This is a genomic window from Sinorhizobium sp. RAC02, from assembly GCF_001713395.1.
Lineage (GTDB): Bacteria > Pseudomonadota > Alphaproteobacteria > Rhizobiales > Rhizobiaceae > Shinella.
Genome location: NZ_CP016450.1, coordinates 2,759,299 through 2,779,525 on the forward strand (window position 1 = coordinate 2,759,299; position 20,227 = coordinate 2,779,525).

At 64.1% G+C, this 20,227-nt stretch carries 17 protein-coding genes; 11 read left to right on the top strand and 6 right to left on the bottom strand.

Annotation, left to right across the window (positions count from 1 at the left end):
* Positions 1-7: 7 nt before the first annotated feature.
* Both BSY16_RS13280 and pdeM read left to right on the top strand, forming a co-directional pair.
* On the top strand, positions 8-2,533 hold the full coding sequence (locus tag BSY16_RS13280) for a ligase-associated DNA damage response DEXH box helicase (RefSeq protein ID WP_069060100.1): 2,526 nt from the start codon (positions 8-10) through the stop codon (positions 2,531-2,533).
* Between the two features lie 13 nt (positions 2,534-2,546).
* On the top strand, positions 2,547-3,272 hold the full coding sequence (pdeM, locus tag BSY16_RS13285) for a ligase-associated DNA damage response endonuclease PdeM (protein ID WP_069060101.1): 726 nt from the start codon (positions 2,547-2,549) through the stop codon (positions 3,270-3,272).
* Positions 3,273-3,285: 13 nt separating this feature from the next.
* Here pdeM and BSY16_RS13290 read toward each other — a convergent pair whose 3' ends face one another.
* Positions 3,286-4,509, bottom strand: coding sequence for a PQQ-dependent sugar dehydrogenase (locus tag BSY16_RS13290; protein ID WP_069060102.1), 1,224 nt, complete (start codon positions 4,507-4,509; stop codon positions 3,286-3,288).
* A gap of 117 nt (positions 4,510-4,626) precedes the next feature.
* Positions 4,627-5,187: a dihydrofolate reductase family protein gene (locus tag BSY16_RS13295; protein WP_069060103.1), complete on the bottom strand. Its 561-nt coding sequence runs from the start codon at positions 5,185-5,187 to the stop codon at positions 4,627-4,629.
* 106 nt (positions 5,188-5,293) lie between these two features.
* On the opposite strand from BSY16_RS13295, the gene BSY16_RS13300 reads away from it, so the two are divergent.
* Both BSY16_RS13300 and BSY16_RS13305 read left to right on the top strand, forming a co-directional pair.
* A complete protein-coding gene (locus BSY16_RS13300) occupies positions 5,294-5,803 on the top strand; it encodes a winged helix-turn-helix transcriptional regulator (protein ID WP_069060104.1) in 510 nt (169 codons plus the stop codon).
* A 76-nt stretch (positions 5,804-5,879) separates the two neighbouring features.
* The gene (locus tag BSY16_RS13305) at positions 5,880-6,320 is read left to right on the top strand and encodes a universal stress protein (protein WP_069060105.1); all 441 of its coding nucleotides are present in this window, start codon (positions 5,880-5,882) and stop codon (positions 6,318-6,320) included.
* Positions 6,321-6,322: 2 nt separating this feature from the next.
* Here the strand turns inward: BSY16_RS13305 and BSY16_RS13310 are convergent, their stop codons facing one another.
* The 3 genes from BSY16_RS13310 to BSY16_RS13320 all read right to left on the bottom strand — a co-directional run bounded on the left by BSY16_RS13310 (position 6,323) and on the right by BSY16_RS13320 (position 12,292).
* On the bottom strand, positions 6,323-7,117 hold the full coding sequence (locus BSY16_RS13310) for a TIGR02186 family protein (RefSeq protein ID WP_069060106.1): 795 nt from the start codon (positions 7,115-7,117) through the stop codon (positions 6,323-6,325).
* The gene (locus tag BSY16_RS13315) at positions 7,114-8,040 is read right to left on the bottom strand and encodes a sulfite exporter TauE/SafE family protein (protein ID WP_069060107.1); all 927 of its coding nucleotides are present in this window, start codon (positions 8,038-8,040) and stop codon (positions 7,114-7,116) included. The genes BSY16_RS13310 and BSY16_RS13315 overlap by 4 nt, the downstream gene beginning before the upstream one ends.
* Positions 8,041-8,497: 457 nt before the next feature.
* Positions 8,498-12,292, bottom strand: coding sequence for a peptidoglycan-binding protein (locus tag BSY16_RS13320; RefSeq protein ID WP_150129958.1), 3,795 nt, complete (start codon positions 12,290-12,292; stop codon positions 8,498-8,500).
* 608 nt (positions 12,293-12,900) lie between these two features.
* Here BSY16_RS13320 and BSY16_RS13325 point away from each other — a divergent pair.
* From BSY16_RS13325 to BSY16_RS13350, 6 genes are all read left to right on the top strand, one after another.
* Positions 12,901-14,697 (top strand): acyl-CoA dehydrogenase C-terminal domain-containing protein, encoded by a 1,797-nt coding sequence (locus tag BSY16_RS13325; protein ID WP_069060108.1) that lies wholly within the window; start codon positions 12,901-12,903, stop codon positions 14,695-14,697.
* Between the two features lie 98 nt (positions 14,698-14,795).
* Positions 14,796-16,004 (top strand): acetyl-CoA C-acetyltransferase, encoded by a 1,209-nt coding sequence (locus BSY16_RS13330; protein ID WP_069060109.1) that lies wholly within the window; start codon positions 14,796-14,798, stop codon positions 16,002-16,004.
* Between the two features lie 52 nt (positions 16,005-16,056).
* Entirely contained in the window at positions 16,057-16,236 is a 180-nt protein-coding gene (locus tag BSY16_RS13335; protein ID WP_150129959.1) for a hypothetical protein, read from the top strand.
* A 66-nt stretch (positions 16,237-16,302) separates the two neighbouring features.
* On the top strand, positions 16,303-16,701 hold the full coding sequence (locus tag BSY16_RS13340) for a YbaY family lipoprotein (RefSeq protein ID WP_069060111.1): 399 nt from the start codon (positions 16,303-16,305) through the stop codon (positions 16,699-16,701).
* Positions 16,702-16,730: 29 nt separating this feature from the next.
* The gene (locus BSY16_RS13345) at positions 16,731-18,941 is read left to right on the top strand and encodes an FAD-dependent oxidoreductase (protein ID WP_069060112.1); all 2,211 of its coding nucleotides are present in this window, start codon (positions 16,731-16,733) and stop codon (positions 18,939-18,941) included.
* A gap of 17 nt (positions 18,942-18,958) precedes the next feature.
* On the top strand, positions 18,959-19,393 hold the full coding sequence (locus BSY16_RS13350) for an SAM-dependent methyltransferase (protein ID WP_069060113.1): 435 nt from the start codon (positions 18,959-18,961) through the stop codon (positions 19,391-19,393).
* Here BSY16_RS13350 and BSY16_RS13355 read toward each other — a convergent pair.
* On the bottom strand, positions 19,390-19,818 hold the full coding sequence (locus BSY16_RS13355) for a VOC family protein (protein WP_069060114.1): 429 nt from the start codon (positions 19,816-19,818) through the stop codon (positions 19,390-19,392). The genes BSY16_RS13350 and BSY16_RS13355 overlap by 4 nt on opposite strands.
* A gap of 162 nt (positions 19,819-19,980) precedes the next feature.
* On the opposite strand from BSY16_RS13355, the gene BSY16_RS32440 reads away from it, so the two are divergent.
* A complete protein-coding gene (locus BSY16_RS32440; protein WP_171902416.1) occupies positions 19,981-20,157 on the top strand; it encodes a hypothetical protein in 177 nt (58 codons plus the stop codon).
* Positions 20,158-20,227 lie beyond the last annotated feature (70 nt).

A 20,227-nucleotide genomic window follows, 5' to 3' on the forward strand; every position in this document is an offset into this window, starting at 1 on the left:
TAGGCGCGTGAACACATTCGATTCTGCCGCCGGCCTTGCTCTTTTGCCAAAACCCTTCACCGACTGGTTTTCGGCCAAGGGCTGGCAGCCGCGTGCGCATCAGCTGGAGCTGCTCGCGCGGGCGTCGGGCGGTGAAAGCCTTCTCCTCATCGCTCCGACCGGCGCGGGCAAGACGCTGGCGGGTTTCCTCCCTGCCCTGACCGATCTCACGCGTCGCGGAAAAATCCCGCCAGGCAGTCCCTTCACCGGCATTCACACGCTCTACATCTCGCCTTTGAAGGCGCTTGCCGTCGATATCGAGCGCAACCTGATGAAGCCCGTTTCCGAGATGGGCCTGCCGATCTCGGTCGAGACCCGCACCGGCGACACGCCGCAGGCCAAGCGCCAGCGCCAGCGGCTCAGCCCGCCGGACATCCTGCTGACGACACCGGAACAGGTGGCGCTGCTGATCGCCAACGGCGAGGCGGAGCGGTTCTTCAAGGACCTGAAATACGTCATCTTCGACGAGCTGCATTCGCTCGTCACCTCCAAACGCGGCCATCTGCTGTCGCTTGGCCTCGCCCGGCTGCGCCGTCTTGCGCCGGGGCTGCGCACCATCGGGCTTTCGGCGACGGTCGCCGAGCCGATGGACCTTCGCCGCTGGCTGGTCGCGCAGCAGCCGGACAGGGAAACCCATGCCGGCCTCGTCACCGCACCCTCTGGCGCGAAGCCGATCATCACCATCCTCAAGAGCGAGGATCGCGTGCCGTGGTCCGGCCATTCGGCGAAGTACGCCATGCCGGAGGTCTATGAGGCGATCAAGGCGCACAGGACGTCGCTGCTCTTCGTCAACACGCGCAGCCAGGCGGAAATTCTCTTCCAGGCGCTCTGGAGCATCAACGAGGACACGCTGCCGATCGCACTGCACCACGGCTCGCTGGATGTCGGCCAGCGCCGGAGGGTGGAGGCGGCCATGGCGGAAAACAAGCTGCGCGCCGTCGTCGCCACCTCGACGCTCGATCTCGGCATCGACTGGGGCGACGTCGATCTCGTCATCCATGTCGGCGCGCCAAAGGGTGCCTCGCGGCTGGCGCAGCGCATCGGCCGCGCCAACCATCGCATGGACGAGCCGAGCCGCGCGATCCTGGTTCCCGCCAATCGTTTCGAGGTGATGGAATGCCAGGCGGCCCTCGACGCCAATTACCTCGGCGCGCAGGATACGCCGCCGGTCGGCCAGGGCACGCTCGACGTGCTCGCCCAGCACGTGCTCGGCATGGCCTGCGCCGCGCCCTTCGACGAAGACGTGCTGTTTGCCGAAATCACCTCCGCCTCGCCCTATACCGATCTGCCCCGCGAAAAGTTCGGCCGGATCGTGCAGTTCGTCGCGACCGGCGGCTATGCGCTAAAAACCTACGAGCGCTATGCCCGCATCCGCAAGACGGTGGACGGGCTCTGGCGCGTCTCCAATCCGGGCGTTGCCCAGCAATACCGCCTGAACCTCGGCACGATCGTCGAAATGCCGATGCTGAACGTGCGCATGGTCAAACGCGGCGCAAAGGGCACCATCGGCCGCGGCGGCGCCTCACTCGGCAAGGTGGAGGAATATTTTCTCGAAATGCTGGCGCCCGGCGACACGTTCCTGTTTTCCGGAAAGGTGCTGCGTTTCGAGGGTATCCGCGAAAACGAATGTCTCGTTTCCCAGGCCTTCTCGCTCGACCCGAAGGTTCCGGCCTACGCCGGCGGCAAATTCCCGCTCTCTACCTACCTCGCCGATCAGGTGCGCAGCATGCTGGACGACCCGCAGCGCTGGGGCGCACTGCCCGAGCAGGTGCGCGACTGGCTCGCCCTGCAACGGGATGTTTCAGCCCTGCCGAAGCGCGACGAACTGCTCATCGAAACCTTCCCGCGCGGCAGCCGCCACTACATGGTCGCCTATCCTTTCGAGGGACGGCTGGCGCATCAGACGCTCGGCATGCTTTTGACGCGCCGGCTGGAGCGCGCCGGCCGCCGGCCGCTCGGTTTCGTCGCGACCGACTATTCGCTCGCCATCTGGGCGCTCGACGATCTCGGCTACACATTCGCAGTCGAACGCCCGTCGCTCGAAAACCTCTTCGACGAGGACATGCTGGGCGACGACCTGGAGGCCTGGCTCGACGAAAGTTTTATGCTCAAGCGCACCTTCCGCAATTGCGCCGTGATTGCGGGTTTGATCGAGCAACGCCATCCGGGCAAGGAAAAGACCGGGCGGCAGGTCACCGTTTCCGCCGACCTGATCTACGACGTGCTGCGCAGCCATGAGCCGGACCATATCCTGCTTGAAGCTACGCGCAGCGATGCAGCGGCGGGGCTTTTGGATATTCAGCGATTGGGCGATATGCTGATGCGAATCAAGGGCCACATCACGCACCGGCGGCTCGACCGCATTTCACCGCTCGCCTTGCCGATCATGCTGGAAATCGGCAAGGAACCGGTGGCGGGCGAGGCGCAGGATTCGCTGCTGGCAGAAGCAGCCGAAGACCTGATCGCCGAGGCGATGGGCGAGACGCAGATTTAGGAATAGAACGCGCATGCAGAGGTTGGCTCTGGCATCGATGGGCATACAGGATTTCGACGCCGTCTCGGCGCGCACCGTCGTCGCGGGCGTGGAAGCCGTGTGCGATCCGCTCGGCGCGCTCTACCTGCCGGAAACCCGCCTGCTCGTCGTCTCGGACCTGCATCTCGAAAAGGGCGCGGCCTTCGCGCGCCGCGGCATGATGCTGCCGCCCTACGATACGCTGGCAACGCTCAAGGTGCTGGAAGCCGTCATCACCCGGCACGATCCGGCAATCGTCGTCAGCCTAGGCGACAATTTCCACGATCGTATCGGCTCCGCCCATCTTCCGGAGATTTTCCGCAGCAAGATCACGGACCTTGCACGCGGGCGCGACTGGATCTGGATCAACGGCAACCATGATCCGGACGGCACTGTCGACCTGCCCGGCCAATCCGCCGACGAACTGCACTATGCCGGCCTTGCCTTCCGCCACGAGCCGTCGCTGATTTCCCCCGCGGGCGAGATCGCCGGACACCTACATCCGGCCGCCACCGTCGTCCGCCGCGAGAAGGCGGTGCGCCGCCCCTGCTTTGCAACCGATGGGAAGCGGATGCTGATGCCCGCCTTCGGTCTGATGACCGGCGGCCTCGATCTGCGCCACAAGGCGATGATCGGTCTCTTCGACCGGCCAAACCTCATCGCCCATATGCTCGGTCGCGACCGCATCTATTCGGTGCGCTTCGCGAACCTGCGCGGTTGATTGCTTCCCGGCGCTAACTTGCCTTCACCAGCCTGAGGATCGTCGATTCCCCGCCGCCTCGCCCTTCCGTCAACGCAAAGACGGTGCCGTCCGGCGCGACCTTCACGTCGCGGATGCGGGCGTCGAGCGGCACGCGTTCCTCGCGGGCCACCTTGTCGCCCTCCATGTGCAAGACGACGAGGCCCTGGCTGACGAGGCCGCCGATCAGGAAGGCGCCCTTCCATTCCGGAATGGCGTCGCCGTTGTAGAAGGCCATGCCGGAGGGGCCGATTACCGGATCCCAGTAATAGACCGGCTGTTCCGTGCCCTGCAGCGTGGTGATGCCTTCGCCGACCGGGCTGCCGCTATATTCGATGCCATAGGTCACCTTCGGCCAGCCGTAGTTCTTGCCCGCCTCCGGGCGGTTCAACTCGTCGCCACCCTTCGGCCCATGCTCGACGGTCCACAGGCGGCCCTGGCCATCCAGCGTGGCGGCCTGCAGGTTACGGCGACCATAGCTCCAGATTTCCGGCAACGCGCCGTCCTGCTTGGCAAAGGGATTGTCGGAAAGCGCCTTGCCCTCCGCGTCGATGCGGAAAACCTTGCCGAAGCCGCTGCCGAGATCCTGTGCTCCGACACGCGTCTCGCGGTCCGAGCGCTCGCCGACGGTCACGTAGAGCTGACCTTCCGGGCCGAAAACCAGCCGTGAGCCAAAGTGCTTGTCGCCGTCATAGGTCGGCATCTGCTGGAAGATCACCTTCAGGTCCTGGAGTGCCAGCTTGCCATCCTCTTCTGTCAGCCGCGCTGAGGCGACCGACGTGCCGTTGCCGCCCTCGCGCGGTTCAGAGAAGGAGAAGTAGATGCGGTTGGAGCTTTCAAAATCGGGGGCCAGCGCCACGTCGAGCAGGCCGCCCTGCCCTTCGGACATGACCGCTGGAACGCCCTCGATCGGCGGGCTTGCCTCGCCGTTTTCCTGCGAGACGACATGCATGGCGCCTTCCTTCGTCGTCACAAGGATGCGCCCGTCGGGCAGGAATTCCATGGCCCAGAGATGCGGCAGGCCTTCCGCCACGACATCGACGCTGATCTCAGGCACCGCATCGGGAAGAGCCGCGCGGGTCTGATTTTCGAAGGCCGGCTTCTGGTCAGGCGCGTTGGCATTTTCGGTTTCGGCCGTCTTTGCCGTCTGGGCGAAAGTCGGAGCAGCCAGAAGTGTGGCGGCGAGCATGGTTCCAGCGAGAAGTGCGTTCGTGCGCATGGTGGTTTCCCTTGTTCGATCGCAAACGAGACGGCGGGCCGCGTCCGCAACCCACCCTAGCGCCGCAAGGGGTCAACACCGTGGTTTGTTTCAACACATCTCTTCAAGAAATGTTTATCAGGCCGTAGCCGGTGCATAGCGCGCGAGAATTGCACCATTCGAAAGCGGCTTGGCTTCGACCAGATCGAAATCGCGCCGCGCGCCTTCCTTGAAGAAGGGCGTGCCCTTGCCGAGCTGTACCGGCACGATCGCCAGCATCACCTCGTCGACGAGACCGGCCTTCAGGAGCGAATCCGTCAGGTCGGCGCTGCCGAAGACGTAGATCGTCTTGTCGAGCGCCTGCTTGCGCCTCGTGATCTCGCCGACAATGTCGGCCGTCATTTCGGTGTTGTTCCAGTCGGACGATGTGATCGTGCGCGAGGCAACAAGTTTCGGCAGGGCATTCATGTAGGCCTTCACCTCGCCCTCGCCCTCGTCCTCCGCCGTCGTCCAGTAGGCCTTCATGCCCTCATAGGTGACACGGCCGAAGACGAGCAGACCGGCGGAAGCGCCGAAGTCGCTGCTGAGCTTTTCCAGCTCCGGTCCCCAGGCTCGGTTATGAAAGTCGAGGTCCCATTTCTTCTCGCCCTCGAAGAAGCCGTCGAGCGTCACGAGGTTCCAGACGATTACCTTTGCCATCTCCATTTCCTCCGTGGTGGTGCCGCTTTTCTAACCAGTTGCGATTTGCAACTGGTTGATAGATAGCAAAACCGATTGTACTCTGCAAGCAGTTTTGGAGATCCTGATGAAAGACACCCATCGTTCCGGCTGCCCGATCAACCTGACACTTGAAATCCTCGGCGACCGCTGGAGCCTGATCATTCTGCGCGACATGATGTTCGGCAACCGCCGGCATTTTCGCGAACTGCTGACGAAATCGGAAGAAGGTATTGCTTCGAACATTCTCGCGGACCGACTCCGCCGTCTTGTCGATGAAGGCCTGATCAGCAAGGCAGACGATCCGAGCCACAAGCAGAAGGCGCTCTACAGCCTCACCGAAATGGGCATCGCGCTGGTGCCGGTCTTCGCCATGATGGGCGCCTGGGGCCGGCGCTTCCTGTCGGTGACGGAGGACCTGTCGATCCGCGCGGAGCTGCTGGAGGATGGCGGCCCGGAGATGTGGGACGCCTTCATGGAGGAGCTGCGTGCCATCCATATGGGCAGCCCGCCGCCGGCCCGCTCGGTCTTCGGAGAATTGCAGGCCGCCTACGCGGCGACGGTCGCGCGCAGCGTCAAATCGACAGCGCCGGCTTGACGGATGCCGGCCTGTTGATTTCCATCAAGGCCACAGCCGGTTCGCACCCTAGATTGGGCAAAAAGGAGATCGCGTCATGTACAAGCATATTCTCGTTCCGACGGACGGTTCGGAACTGTCCTCGGCCGCCGTCGAGCAGGCGCTTCAGCTTGCCAAGGCGCTTGGTGCGAAAGTGTCGGTCATGACGGTGGCCGAGCCGCTGCACATCCTGCCGATTACGCCCGACAAGGTGATCAACGTGCGGGCGGAATACGAGGAACAGGTGCGCCAGGAGGGCCTGCGCATTCTTGGCTCGGCGGAAGACAGGGCCGTTACAGTGGGCGTTTCGGCGGCGACGGTGCAGGTGACGGCGGGTGATGCCTGGCAGGCGATCATCGATACGGCCACGGAGCGCGGCTGCGACCTCATCGCCATGGCCTCGCACGGCCGGCGGGGCATCGGCGCCTTCCTGATGGGCAGCGTCACCACCAAGGTGCTCAGCCACTCGACCATCCCGGTGCTCGTCTACCGTTCCTGACCTCAATCCTTGCGGTAGACGACGCTGGCGAGCCAGCCTGTAAGAAGGGCGAGAAAGACGGAAAAGGCGCCATAGGCGAGCGAATTGTTGTAAGCGGCATTGGAGATCATCTGCTCGATGCCGGTCTTCATCACGCGCAGGGGCAGCGCCTTCTCGGCGATGAACACGCCATCACGGAAGAGATGCGCACGCACGACATGGGTGCCGTTCGGCACGCTCGCCGGCAGCCGCACCGTCGCCTTGAACAGACTGGCGCTGATGAACTGCACGCCACCCGGATCCTTCTGGTAGAACCCGCCGCTCTCCTTCAGCCGCCGGAACGCGTCACGGAACTCGGTGAGGTTGCTGCCGTCGCCGAGATAGCCGACGGGCGACAGGCGGATATGCTGGATGCCGACACCGACGCCGTTCAGCATAGCGGGCTCGGCGATCGTCTCGACATCGCGCGTGCTCGACAGCGAATAGGATTCCGGTACCAGCTCGAAGGTCATCGAGCGGCGGTTGACCCAGATGCCGAAGATGCGCTCCTTCACGCGCACCGTATTGTTGTCCTTCGGCCCTTCGAGCGCCACGACGATGTCGTACTTGCCTTGAGCCAGCAGGGCGGGATCATAGTTTTCGATCGCCCCGAAGATCGTCAGGTCGGCACCGCGGAAATCCGAGGAAATCGCGATCTCGTCCGTCGAAATGCCGATCTCGAGCTTTTCGGGAAACTCCACCGGCCTGTCTTCCAGCACCTGCGCGGCGGCGGGAAAAGCAAGACCAAGCGCCAGCAGGAGGGCTGCTATCGCTCTCATCGATAGACCCCCTCGCTGACGACGGAGTAGAGATCCCGCGGGGTGACGACGAGATCGACCGCCAGACGGGCGCCGACGGCCAGAACCAGCAGCGCCAGCAGCGCGCGCAGCTGTTCGCCGCGCAGCCTCTGGCCGACCCGCACGCCATATTGCGCGCCGATCACGCCCGCCACCATCAGGATGAAGGCCAGAACGATATCGACCGAATAGTTCGTCGTCGCCTGCACGATCGTCGTGTAGGCGGTGACGAAGATGATCTGGAACAGCGAGGTGCCGACGACGACATTGGTCGGGATGCGCAGCAGATAGATCATCGCCGGCACCATGATGAAGCCGCCGCCGACACCCATGATGGAGGTGAGGATGCCGATGCCGAAGCCGAGCCCGATCACCGGAATGACGCTGAGATAGATCTTCGACTTCTTGAAACGCATCTTCAGCGGCAGGCGGTGTACCCAGCTGTGCTGGCCGGGGCGGCGCAGCGAGACCGGCTGATTGGTGGCCGCGCGGCGCAGCGCCCGGATGCTTTCGAGCAGCATCAGTGTGCCGACGGTGCCGAGCAGCACGACGTAGAGCAGCGAGATGACGAGGTCGAGCTGGCCGACGCTGCGCAGGGCCGCGAAGATCCATATGCCGACGGTCGCACCCGCAAGACCACCGGCAAGCAGCACCGTGCCGAGCTTGATGTCGAGCGTGCCGCGCCGGAAATGCGAGAGCGCGCCGGATACCGACGAGGCGACGACCTGGTTGGCGCCGGTCGCAACCGCGACGATTGGGGGGATGTTGTAGAAGATCAGCAGCGGCGTGATCAGGAAGCCGCCGCCGACGCCGAACATGCCGGACAGAAAACCGACGGCCGCGCCCATGCCGAGAATAATGAAGATATTCACCGAGAGCTCTGCGATGGGCAGATAAACAGTCACAACGATACCCCGATCGGCAATTTTCCCCGCACGAGCGGGCTTATTCTCGCAGTCGCATTCACCTTCGTTACCTCCCGACGAGACACGCCATCGGCAAGCTGCGGATGCACGGAAGCGCCGCGCCGCGGGAAGGGAGGCCCCCTCCATCGGCCGGTCGCGCCTTGCATCGCGCAAGGATCGGTCCTGTCGGCGCAGCCAATGCGGCGTGCCGTTGCCGCCCTCTAGGATAAGACGTCTGACGGACGCGTATCATCTTGGAGCGACACATAATTTTTCTACTGCATAATTCCTGAAATCAGGGCCGATTTAAGGATAAGACGTGCAGCGCATACAAAATGCCACAGCGACCTTTGCGCATCATTAACGACGCGCGGTGCTGTGGTGAGCGTCATGCCCGTGAGGGTATGGTCAAGTCAACCGGAGAACCCGCTTGCGCGGGTTCCCGGCATGTGACCGATCAGCTCGGCTGCTTGTTGCGCTTCAGCAATTCCGTCACCAGCGCATCGTCGATCTCGCCGGTTTCCTTCTGGCCGACCGACTTCTGGAAGGACTTGATCGCGGCAACCGTCTTCTTTCCCATCGCGCCATCCGGCGTGCCGGCATTGAAGCCATTGTTGTTGAGGATCGCCTGGATGTTGCGGATCGCCTTCTTCATGTCGACGCTGGCGGTCTTCGTCGGCTTGCCGACCCATTCGTCCGGCAGGTCGGCGGAATTGGTCTTTTCGTCGAGCGGCTGCGGCTTCCACAGTTCCATCTTCGCCTTGGCGCTCGTCAGCTGTTCCGGACGCATGGCGTTCGCCACCTCGTCGCGCTTCTCGGCCGCGTCCTTGTCGCCGTCGCGGGCGGCGATGGCGAACCACTTGTAGGATTCTTCCAGGTCCTGCTTCACGCCGTTGCCACGTGCATAGAGGATGGCAAGGTTGAACTGGCTGTCGCGCACACCGAACTCGGATGCCTTCTGGAACCACTTTGCCGCGCCGTCGAAGTCGGGCTGCGCCGTGCCGATGCCGGTCGCGAGCAGAACCGCGAGGTTGTGCATGGCGCTCGCATTGCCCTTGTTGGCGGCGACTTCGTACAGTTCACGAGCGCGGGCAAGGTCGCGCTCGATGCCCTGGCCCTTTTCATAGAGGTTGGCAAGGCGGTATTCAGCCGGCGCAAAGCCGCGAGCGGCGGAAAGCTCGTACCAGCGGGCGGCTTCCGCGAGATCCGTGGCAACGCCACGGCCGTCCGTGTAGCGCGCGCCGATTTCGAACAGCGCCAGCGGGTCGCCCTCCGTCGCCGCCTTGGAGAGCGAGGCCGGGGTGATGACGTCGGGAACGACGATCGCCGCCGTCTGGGTCTGGTCGACCGGCGCGGTCTCCGTAGCAGCGCTGGTGTCCTTGGCGTCCGTAAGCGGCTCGGCTTCCGGCGTGGTGACCGGCTCGAAGCCTGCGGTCGCATTGTCGTCGGTCGTGGCCGGAGCCGTCAGCGCATCAGAGCCGGTCGCGGAGGTGTGCGTCGGCGGGGTCTCGATAACGGGGTCCGTGTCAGCGCTTTGCTCCATCTCGTTGCCAGCAAGGCCGCGCTCGTCGGCGCTCTCGACAGGTGCCGGATCGGTCACCGCCTCATTGCCCACAACAGGTGCAGCGGCGGTGTTGGCCGTCACGGCTTCGCCCGAGCCCGTCGTGGTTTCGACCGGTGCGGCCTCGTTCGTATTGATCGCGGTCTGCTCAACGACGACCGGTGCCTCGTCACCCGTCACCAGCGTGCTGACCAGCGGATAGGACATGATCGCCAAAAGCACGGCGCCGACGGCAAGCAGGATCGGACGGCGGTGACGCGACAGGGCGGAGGCCGGCTTTTCGCCCTTTGCCACCTTATCGTCCTTCTTGGCCGGGGCAACGCGGGAGATCGCGTCGGTTTCCTCGGCGGCAACCTTAGCGGCACGGCGGGCGGCCGCGATCTGCTGGGCCGCCTTGTCGCCGTCGACGCCGGTTGCCGGGCGGTTGCCCGAAGCCTGGCCGGCGCGCACGCGCTCCAGGATACGGCGGACGTCGGGCACGCCGGAGCCCGGCTCCAGCAGCTGGTTGGCTTCTTCAGGCGCCAGCTCGTCAGTGGGGTCGATCGACGGCGTCGGATCGATCTGTCGGCGCTCGGTCGGCACCGTGGCGTCCTTGCGACCCGGCACGAGGCGGCGCTTCAAGCCGGCCAGCAGGCCGACCTTGGGCTGCACGTTTGCCGTCTCGTCACCGGTCGGCACAACAGCCTGTCCCGCGATTTCCTCGGCCGGCGCGGCACGCTCGGGAACCGGGATGTTCTCGACCTCGATCTCGGCGTAGCGGCTTTCCTCGCGCGGCTCCTCGACTTCGGCCTGGCGGATCTCGCGCGTGCCGAAGCCGTCATCGTCAAAAGGGTAGTCGTTACCGTATGGGTTGGAGGCGCGCTCGTCGTCGCGGCCGAAATCCATGGCCGGCATTTCGGCGCGCGGCATTTCTGCACGGGGTTGGATGGCCTCGCGGCGGCCGAAGGTTTCGCGCGGCGCGTCGAGCTGTTCCAGGCGGCTGGCGATCTGCACCAGCGTGTCGTGCAGTGCATCGAACGTGCGGGCGGTGCGGTCCTCGCTCGACCGGGTCAGCTCTTCCAGAGCGCGCAGGTCGTCGGCAAGGCCGGCGATCGCGTCCATGTCGGTCGAAGCGGAGGCCGCGGGGCCGGCATGGCGGTAGGCTTCCATAACCGCTTCCGCGGCCTGGCGGGCGGCCTCGACGATATATTCGTCGTTGGTCGCCATATAGTCCTCGATCGTCGCAAGACGGTTCTCGACCTCGGCGGGCATGGCTGCGACCGTGGAAGACGGCGTGCTGATCAGCGTGGAGAGATGCGCGATCTGTGCTTCGAGGCCACGCAGCGCTTCATGATCGCCGACGGGGGCGACGCGGGTCGCATCCAGCCGGTCGGCGATTGCCGAGAGCCGGCCTTCGATATGCGAGAAGCGGTCTTCCTGGAATGGCGTGCCGACGGGCGTATCGAGGCCATCGATGCGGCGGGCGAGTGCGTCCAGGCGCTCGGCCAGCAGGTCGTTGACGCTGCCCTGGTCGAGCGCGTCGATCTTGCGGGAAATGTCGGAGAGATAGAAGGCGAGGTCTTCGTTCTCGCGAACCGGGGCAGCTTGCTGGCTCTGTTCCAGCATCAGCGAAAGCTGCTCGATGCGCTCTTCGAGACGCAACGCTGCACGCTCGTTCGACAGTTCCTCGATACGGCCGGCGAGCGCATCCAGGCGCAGGCCAAGGCCCTGTTCCTGCACGGGCGCCGGGCGGTGCGCCATCACGTCGAGCTGGCTGGCGAGGTCGGCGATGCGGCTTTCGAGGCGCTGCATCATCGGATTGTCGGTAACCGACGACTGCTGCATGCGGCCTGCGGCGGCAATCGCGCGGCTGATCTCGTCGAGGCGCATATCCAGCCCCTCGAACTGCGTCGTGACGGCGGAGGCGAAACGGCCGTCGTCCGGCTTGGCCTGGCGCGCCAGCATGTCGATGGCGCGGGCGATGGTCTCCATCTTGCCTTCCAGCGCATGGATCGCCGGAGTGGCGCTGACCGCGCCGATCTGGTTCTTCAGTTCATCGAGCCGATAGGCAAGCGCCACCAGTTCGTCGTCGCGGGTCTGGTCGAAGGCCGAGAGCTTCTTTTCGACGCCGGTCCAGCGATCTTCCATGCGGCGCACGGAATCCTCGCGGGCAAGCCCGTCGAGCACGGAGCGCAGTTCGTCGAATTCGACGCGCAGCCCTTCCGTCTGGCCCGACTGGCGGCCGAGCTGGTTGATGCCGGTGGAGAGCCTGAGCAGCTCCTCGCGCAGGTCGTCATTGTTGCCACGGCCTTCGGCACTCTGGCGGATGCCGCGGATTTCCGAGCGCAGTGACTGCATCTCGCGCTCAAGGCCGTCGGCAATGTCCTTCTTCAGGTCCTGGCGCAGCGAAACGAGCGCCTTGGCGATGTCCTCGACAGAGCCTTCAGCGCGGGCGGGCGCGGCGGTCTGGTGGCTACCATAGGCGGCATGGGCCTGCTGGGCTGCAGCGTAGTGGTCGCCGGAAACCGGGCGGCGCTCGACACGCTGGGCGACACGCTCGCGGCCGCCTTCGATGGCGCGCTGGCGCTGCATGATTTCGGAGACCGGGTCTTCGCGTAGCGGAATGGTGCGCGAGGGTTCGTAACGCGCTGGTTCACCGCGCGGTGCAAGACGCTCCTCGCCCCGTCCGCGCGTGTCGCGGCCGTTTGCCATCAGTCCCTCGATGCGGGCCTCGAGCCCTTCGATCGTGCGATTGAGCGCATCCAGCGAGGATCTTTCGCCTGGGCGTTGCGGGTTTCGCTATCCGTTCATCTTTTGCCTCACTTTGGCGGCCGTCCGGCTGCCGGGAGATACCCTTGAAGGCACTGCCGCCCGGCTGCGCCCTTATTCCATTTTCAGCGGGAGGTTCGTCGCCGCCGTCAAACACCGCATGCGCAGTTGGAAACAGTATCGTCCCTGTCAAATCCGGACTTGCCGCCCGGGGTTCACAGAGGGAAACGAATGATTCCCGATCCCACGCCCTCAAGCGCCACAATTCATGAAACGTGGTAAACAAGGGGTTAACTATCCCGGAAATTTTTTAACGATTTACTCATAGAGTGCTCTTTGGAGGGGAAGACGGCCGGTTGCGGCACAGCAGCCGTCGTTGATGGGAGGTACATCCGGCGCGCTGGCGCCCGTCGCTCCCCCTCGCGTTTCGCGCTTCCGATGAAAAAGTCGCCGCTCTTTGCGTTTTGACGTTTACGCAAACGTCAAAGTTTTATAGTATCCCTCGCCAAGGACCGGACTCATGTCCGTGGGATAGGTGAGGAACGCGAAAAATGCCGATCTACAAGGCCCCCGTGAATGACACGCTTTTCATCCTGAACGACGTTCTGGCGCTCGAGCGGTACAACAACCTGCCTGGCTTTGCCGACGCGACGGGAGACATGGTGGAGGCAATTGCCGGCGAGGCCGCAAAGGTCGCCGAGGAAGTGCTGTTCCCGGTCAATCTCTCGGGCGACCAGGAAGGTTGCGTGCGCAAAGACGACGCCACGGTGACGACGCCCAAGGGTTTCAAGGAGGCCTACGACCTCTACCGCCAGGGCGGCTGGATGGGTCTTGCCGTTCCGGAAGAATTCGGCGGCCAGGGCCTGCCCTATGTGCTGCACACCGCCGTCGGCGAATACATGTCGTCAGCCAACATGGCGCTCACCATGTATCCGGGCCTGACGCAGGGCGCGATCGCCGCGATCCTCGTGCACGGCTCCGACGAGCAGAAGGCCGCCTATCTCCCGAAGATGGTGGAAGGCACCTGGACCGGCACGATGAACCTGACGGAGCCCCATTGCGGCACCGACCTCGGCCTGCTCCGCACCAAGGCCGTGCCGCAGGGCGACGGCTCCTACAAGATTTCCGGCCAGAAGATCTTCATCTCCGCCGGCGACCACGACATGTCGGAAAATATCGTGCACCTCGTGCTTGCCCGCATCGAGGGCGCACCTGAGGGCACCAAGGGCATCTCACTCTTCATCGTGCCGAAGTTCATGCTCAAGGACGATGGCACGCCGGGCGACAAGAATGGCGTCTCCTGCGGCGCGATCGAACACAAGATGGGCATCCACGGCAACGCCACCTGCGTCATGAACTATGACGAGGCGACCGGCTTCCTCATCGGCGCGGAGAACAAGGGCCTCAACGCCATGTTCGTCATGATGAACGAGGCCCGCCTCGGCGTCGGCCTGCAAGGCCTGTCGATTGCCGAAGTCGCCTACCAGAACGCCGCGAGCTATGCCCGCGAACGCCTGCAGGGCCGCTCGCTCTCCGGCGTGAAGAACCCCAATGGCAAGGCCGATCCTCTCATCGTGCACCCGGACATCCGCCGCACGCTGATGACCATCAAGGCCTGGACCGAGGGCGGCCGCGCCTTCACGCTGTGGACCGCGCTGAAATCCGACATCGCCCACCGCTCCACCGACGAGGCGGAACGCCAGGCCGCCGACGACATCCTCGGCCTGATGACCCCGATCCTCAAGGGCGTGCTCACCGACAAGGGCTTCGACCACGCCGTCATGGCCCAGCAGGTCTTCGGCGGCCACGGCTATATCGAAGAACACGGCATGAGCCAGTATGTGCGCGATGCGCGCATCGCCATGATCTACGAGGGCGCCAACGGCATTCAGGCACTCGACCTCGTCGGCCGCAAGCTCGGCATGAACGGCGGCCGCGCCGTCATGACCCTCTTCAAGGAAATCGGCGATTTCTGCGAGGAGAATCGCAATGACGAGAAGCTCGCAACGTTCACAAAGAGCCTCAAGAAGGGCTTGAACGACCTGCAGGCCGGAACCATGTGGTTCATGCAGAATGCCATGGCCAAGCCCGACAATGCCGGTGCCGGCTCGACCGACTACATGCACCTCTTCGGCCTCGTCGTCGTCGGCTACATGTGGGCCAAGATCGCCAAGGCTGCCGAAGCAGGCCTTGCCAATGGTGCTGGCGAGCACAAGGATTTCCTGAAGAACAAGCTGATCACGGCAAGATTCTTCATGGAGCGTCTGATGCCGGAAACCACGCTGCGCAAGACCCGCATCGAGGCCGGCGCAGACACGACGATGGAACTGGCTGCCGAAGCATTCTGATGCTTCGCCCTCTCCCCCATTGCGGGGCGAGGGGCTAAAGTCGCAAGCCGCGAGCCACGAATTCTAAGGCGCTTCGCGCCGCTAGGGAGAAGAAATCAATGACCGACGTCTTCATCTACGATCATGTGCGCACCCCGCGCGGGCGCGGCAAGAAGGATGGTTCGCTGCACGAAGTGCCGTCCGTCCGTCTCGCCGCCAAGGTTCTGGAAGCGGTGCGTGACCGCAACGGGCTCGATACGGCCAAGGTCGACGATATCGTGATGGGCTGCGTCGATCCCGTCATGGATGCGGGCTCTGTCATCCCGAAGGCCGCCGCCTTCGAAGCCGGCTATTCGACCAAGGCGCCGGGCATTCAGCTGTCGCGTTTCTGCGCCTCCGGCCTCGACGCCGTCAACCTTGGTGCGGCGAAGATCGCCCAGGGCGCTGATGATATCGTGATCGCCGGCGGTGTTGAAAGCATGTCCCGCGTCGGCCTCGGCATGTCGGGCGGCTCGTGGTTCATGGACCCCTCGGTCAACTTCCCCGCCTATTTCATGCCGCAGGGCGTCTCGGCCGACCTCATCGCCACCAAATACGGGTTTACCCGCGACGACGTCGACGCCTATGCCGTCGAGAGCCAGAAGCGGGCGGCGCACGCCTGGGAGAAAGGCTACTTCAAGAACGCCGTCGTGCCGGTGAAGGACATCAACGGCCTGACGATCCTTGCCCATGACGAGCACATGCGCCCCGGCACCGACATGCAGGCGCTCGCCTCGCTCAACCCCTCCTTCCAGATGCCCGGCGAGATGGGCGGCTTCGAAGCCGTCGCCATCCAGGCCCATCCGGAAATCGAAGGCATCAACTACGTCCACCACGCCGGCAATTCGTCGGGCATCGTCGATGGCGCTGCCGCCGTGCTGCTCGGCTCGAAAGAGGGTGGCAACATCCTCGGCAAGAAGGCGCGCGGCCGCATCAAGGCTTTCGCCAATATTGGTTCCGATCCGGCCCTCATGCTGACCGGCCCGGTCGACGTCACGGAAAAGCTGCTCGCCCGCGCCGGCATGACGCTTTCCGACATCGACCTCTTCGAGCTCAACGAAGCCTTCGCCGCCGTGGTTCTGCGCTACATGCAGGCCTTCGACATCCCGCACGACAAGATTAACGTCAACGGCGGCGCCATCGCCATGGGCCATCCGCTCGGCGCCACGGGTGCGATGATCCTCGGCACGGTGCTCGACGAACTGGAACGCCGCGACCTCAACACCGCCGTCGTCACGCTCTGCATCGGCGCCGGCATGGGCACAGCGACGATCATCGAACGGGTCTGAGATGGGCGATGCGCGGCCGGACCGGGAACTTTACAGGGCCGAGCGACCTGGGGTGCAGCAAGAACTTGCACATCACTATCGCGACAAGGACATGAGGGACGACTACGAGGCCTTTACCAAGGTCAAGACCAAGGAAGAGATGCGTATTCAGCGCGCAGAACTCCGCGGCACGTTTCTCTTCACCATCCTGTTCATCGGCATATCCGGCCTCGCAATCGCCTACCTCTGGTAGGAAAACTTTCTGGGAAGAGGAGCCCATCGTGAGCGACAAGAACTTCATCACCGAAAGGACCTGAGCATGACGAACCCGACCCGCCGCAGCTTCCTCACCCTCATCGGGGCAGGCCTCATCGCCTCCTCCGCCGAGGCAGGTGACAGCTTCGTCCTGTCGGGCACTGTCACCAATGTGGCGAGCGGTCCCGTTCCGGTCGGCCGGCTGACGATCCGGCTGGAGGAGCAGGGCATCATGGATGTTGCCGCACGGCGCATCGCCCAGACCACGGTCATCAGCAAGGGCAACCGGCATTCCATCCGCTTTTCGATGCGGGTGAAGCGCTCGGCGCTCCGCAAGGCGGTCGCACCGGGCTTCACCATCCGCCTCGAGCGCGACGGCCGGCTCATTGCGATCAACACGACGAAACAGGCGTACGGCGGCAGAGGCAAAGCCTCGCTGCACATTGAACCCATTCTCTACTGAGCCCATTCTCTACCGAGGGGGAGAAAACCATGAGCGCATACAAGAATTTCACCATCGAGACCGACGCCGACGGCATTGCGCTGGTCACCTGGGACATGCCCGACAAGTCGATGAACGTCTTCACCATCGAGGTGATGGACGAACTGTACAAGATCATCGACCAGGTGGTGGCAGACGCCGCCGTCAAGGGCGTGGTCATCACGTCTGGAAAATCCTCCTTCTCCGGCGGCGCCGATCTCTCCATGATCAAGGCGAGCTTCGACCTCCTGAAGGACGCGAAGGCGACCGATCCGGCCACCGCCGTCGAAAAGCTGTTTGAAGCCACCGGCCGCATGACCTGGCTGTTCCGCAAGCTCGAAACCTGCGGCAAGCCGTGGGTTTCCGCCATCAACGGCACCTGCATGGGCGGCGCCTTCGAAATGTCGCTCGCCTGCCACGGCCGCGTCGCTTCGAATGCCAAGTCCGTCAAGATCGCGCTTCCGGAAGTCAAGGTCGGCATCTTCCCGGGCGCCGGCGGCACCCAGCGCGTGCCGCGCCTTGCCAATGCGCAGGACGCCCTCCAGATGATGACGACCGGCTCGTCGCTGACGGCCGCGCGCGCCAAGGCAATGAACCTCCTGCATCAGGTGGTCGAGCCCGACCAGCTCATCCCGGCTGCCAAGCAGCTCATCAAGGACGGCCTGAAGCCCGTCCAGCCGTGGGACGAAAAGGGTTTCAAGGCCCCCGGCGGCGGCATCTGGACGCCCGCTTCCGCCCAGCTCTGGCCGGCTGCCCCCGCCATCCTGCGCCGCGAAACCGCCGGCAATTATCCGGGCGCGCTCGCCATCCTCAAATGCGTCTATGAAGGCCTTCAGGTGCCCTTCGAGACGGGCCTGAAGATCGAGCAGCGCTACTTCACGCACATCCTCCAGACGACCGAAGCCTTCTCGATGATCCGGTCACTGTTCATCTCCATGCAGGAGCTCGGCAAGGGTGCGCGCCGCCCGGCCGGTGTGCCGAAGTCGGAGATCAAGAAGGTCGCCGTTGTCGGCGCCGGCTTCATGGGCGCTTCCATCGCCTACGTCACCGCCGCTGCCGGCATTCCGGTCGTGCTCATCGACCGCGACCAGGAGGCGGCCGACAAGGGCAAGGCCCATTCCGAGGGCCTCGTCACCGGCGCCATCGGCAAGGGCCGCCTGTCGAAGGAGGACGGCGAGAAACTGCTCTCCCTGATCACGCCGACGCCGGATTATGCCAACCTCGCCGATGCCGACCTGGTCATCGAGGCCGTCTTCGAAGACCGCAATGTCAAGAAGGAGGTCACCGAGAAGATCGAGGCCGTGCTGCGCGAAGACGCCATCTTCGCCTCCAACACCTCAACGCTGCCGATCACCGGCCTTGCGAAAAACTCCAAGCGTCCGAACCAGTTTATCGGCATCCACTTCTTCTCGCCGGTCGACAAAATGATGCTGGTGGAAGTCATTCTCGGCAAGGAGACGGGCGACAAGGCTCTTGCCACCGCGCTCGACTATGTCGCCGCCATCAAGAAGACGCCGATCGTCGTCAACGACACGCGCGGCTTCTACGTCAACCGCTGCGTCTTCCGCTACATGGCCGAAGCCTATGACATGCTGATCGAGGGCGTGCCGCCGGCAATGATCGAGAATGCCGCCAAGATGGCCGGCATGCCGGTCGGGCCGCTGTCGCTCAACGACGAGGTCGCCGTCGATCTGTCCTACAAGATCTTCAAGGCCTCCATAGCGGACCTCGGTCCGGACTCCGTCGATCCGCGTCATATGGAGCTCGTGACCAAGCTGGTGGAAGGCGAAGGTCGCCTTGGCCGCAAGGCCGGCAAGGGTTTTTACGACTACCCGCCGAAGCCCGCCAAGAAGAAGCTGTGGCCGGGCCTGAAGGACCTCTACCCGCAGCAGAAGGCTGACGATGTCGACATCAAGGTGATCAAGGAGCGCCTGCTCGTCACCATCGCGCTGGAAGCCGCCCGCACCATGGAAGAGGGCATCGTCACCGATCCGCGTGAGGCCGATGTCGGCTCCATCCTCGGCTTCGGCTTCGCGCCCTACACCGGAGGCACGCTGTCCTATATCGACGGGATGGGTGTCAAAACCTTCGTTGCGCTGTGCGAAAAGCTCGCCGCCAAATACGGCAGCCACTTCCAGCCGACGCCGCTGCTCAAGGACATGGCCGCCAAGGGCGAGACCTTCTACGGCCGCTTCGCCCCGCAGGAGAAGAAGGCGGCCTGAGCCGCCTTCCCGACACCATGACGCGGGACCTCTCGCCGCGGCTCCTGGACATCGTCGATGCGCTGCCCCTTGAACCGGGGCAGCGCATCCTCGAAATCGGCTGCGGCCCGGGCGCCATGGCCCACGAGATCGCCCATCGCATCGGCGACGGCCACGTCCTGGCGATCGACCGTTCCGAAACAGCCATCCGGCAGGCCGTTGCCAGATCGTCCGCCGAAATCGCCTCCGGCCGCCTCGCTTTTCGCTGTATCGTCGCCGAGGATTTCGTGCTCGAACCCGGCGAGATGCCGTTCGATCTTGCCGTTGCCATCCGCGTCGGTGCGCTTGACGGGCGCCATCCCGAGGCCGGTCGGCGTGCCCGGGCTCGGATCGCAAAAGCCCTGGTGGCCGGCGGACAGCTCTTCATCGATGGCGGCAAGCCGCTGAAAACCGTTGCGCTCGACGACGCCTAGAAAGTGATCTTCACGGACGGCGCGCTGCGTTTGGCCTCGCCGTGATAGACCGCCTCGATATTGTTGCCGTCGGGATCAAGCAGAAAGGCGGCGAAATAGCCTGGATGGTATGGCCGCTCGCCCGGTCCGCCATTGTCCTTGCCGCCGGCGGAGAGGCCGGCCTCGTAAAACGCCTTCACCATGGCTTGATCTCCTGCCTGAAAGGCCAGGTGATGCCGCCCGGTCAGCTTGCCGGCGGCCGCCTCGCTGTCGATGCTGGAGATGAACAGCTCGTCCGCCCAGAAGTAGTCCTCGCCCGTGCCGCCGATTGGAATTTTCAGCGCGTCGAAGACCGCTTCGTAAAAGCGGCGGCTGGCGGCCAGATTGTGCACGACGAGTTGGATGTGGTCGATAAGGCGGCCGCGATGGAGTTCCCGCGTTTCCATGCCTGACGCTCCCTTGAAGATTAAAGCCTTCTAGCTAGGTCAGCCGCGCCGGGCGTCAACGGTGCCTGTTCCATGCGGAACAACGCGGTGCGGGGCGATGTGGGAAAGTCCGGTCACTGGATGAGAGAGGCTCATCCCCAACCAGAGATCAGGAGAGACCCCATGCGCAAGTTCATCGTTTCCGCCACCGTTGCCCTCGTCGCCGCGGTTTCCTTCGCAGCGCCCTCGCAGGCCGGCTATTACAGCTATGGCTACGAGCCCTACTGCTTCATCAAGAAGGTGAAGTCCTACGACTACTACGGCAACGTCATCATCAAGCGGATCAAGGTCTGCAAGTAAGCTGACGGTTCGCTGACCTCCCCAAAGGCCCGGATGTCCCCTGCATCCGGGTCTTTTGCTTGCAGGGCAA

Coding starts and splice junctions, on each gene's coding strand:
- pdeM (WP_069060101.1), top strand. CDS start 2,547: ATGCAGAGGTTGGCTCTGGCATCGATGGGCATACAGGATTTCGACGCC.
- BSY16_RS13290 (WP_069060102.1), bottom strand. CDS start 4,509: ATGCGCACGAACGCACTTCTCGCTGGAACCATGCTCGCCGCCACACTT.
- BSY16_RS13295 (WP_069060103.1), bottom strand. CDS start 5,187: ATGGCAAAGGTAATCGTCTGGAACCTCGTGACGCTCGACGGCTTCTTC.
- BSY16_RS13300 (WP_069060104.1), top strand. CDS start 5,294: ATGAAAGACACCCATCGTTCCGGCTGCCCGATCAACCTGACACTTGAA.
- BSY16_RS13305 (WP_069060105.1), top strand. CDS start 5,880: ATGTACAAGCATATTCTCGTTCCGACGGACGGTTCGGAACTGTCCTCG.
- BSY16_RS13310 (WP_069060106.1), bottom strand. CDS start 7,117: ATGAGAGCGATAGCAGCCCTCCTGCTGGCGCTTGGTCTTGCTTTTCCC.
- BSY16_RS13320 (WP_150129958.1), bottom strand. CDS start 12,292: ATGGCAAACGGCCGCGACACGCGCGGACGGGGCGAGGAGCGTCTTGCA.
- BSY16_RS13325 (WP_069060108.1), top strand. CDS start 12,901: ATGCCGATCTACAAGGCCCCCGTGAATGACACGCTTTTCATCCTGAAC.
- BSY16_RS13330 (WP_069060109.1), top strand. CDS start 14,796: ATGACCGACGTCTTCATCTACGATCATGTGCGCACCCCGCGCGGGCGC.
- BSY16_RS13340 (WP_069060111.1), top strand. CDS start 16,303: ATGACGAACCCGACCCGCCGCAGCTTCCTCACCCTCATCGGGGCAGGC.
- BSY16_RS13345 (WP_069060112.1), top strand. CDS start 16,731: ATGAGCGCATACAAGAATTTCACCATCGAGACCGACGCCGACGGCATT.
- BSY16_RS13350 (WP_069060113.1), top strand. CDS start 18,959: ATGACGCGGGACCTCTCGCCGCGGCTCCTGGACATCGTCGATGCGCTG.
- BSY16_RS13355 (WP_069060114.1), bottom strand. CDS start 19,818: ATGGAAACGCGGGAACTCCATCGCGGCCGCCTTATCGACCACATCCAA.
- BSY16_RS32440 (WP_171902416.1), top strand. CDS start 19,981: ATGCGCAAGTTCATCGTTTCCGCCACCGTTGCCCTCGTCGCCGCGGTT.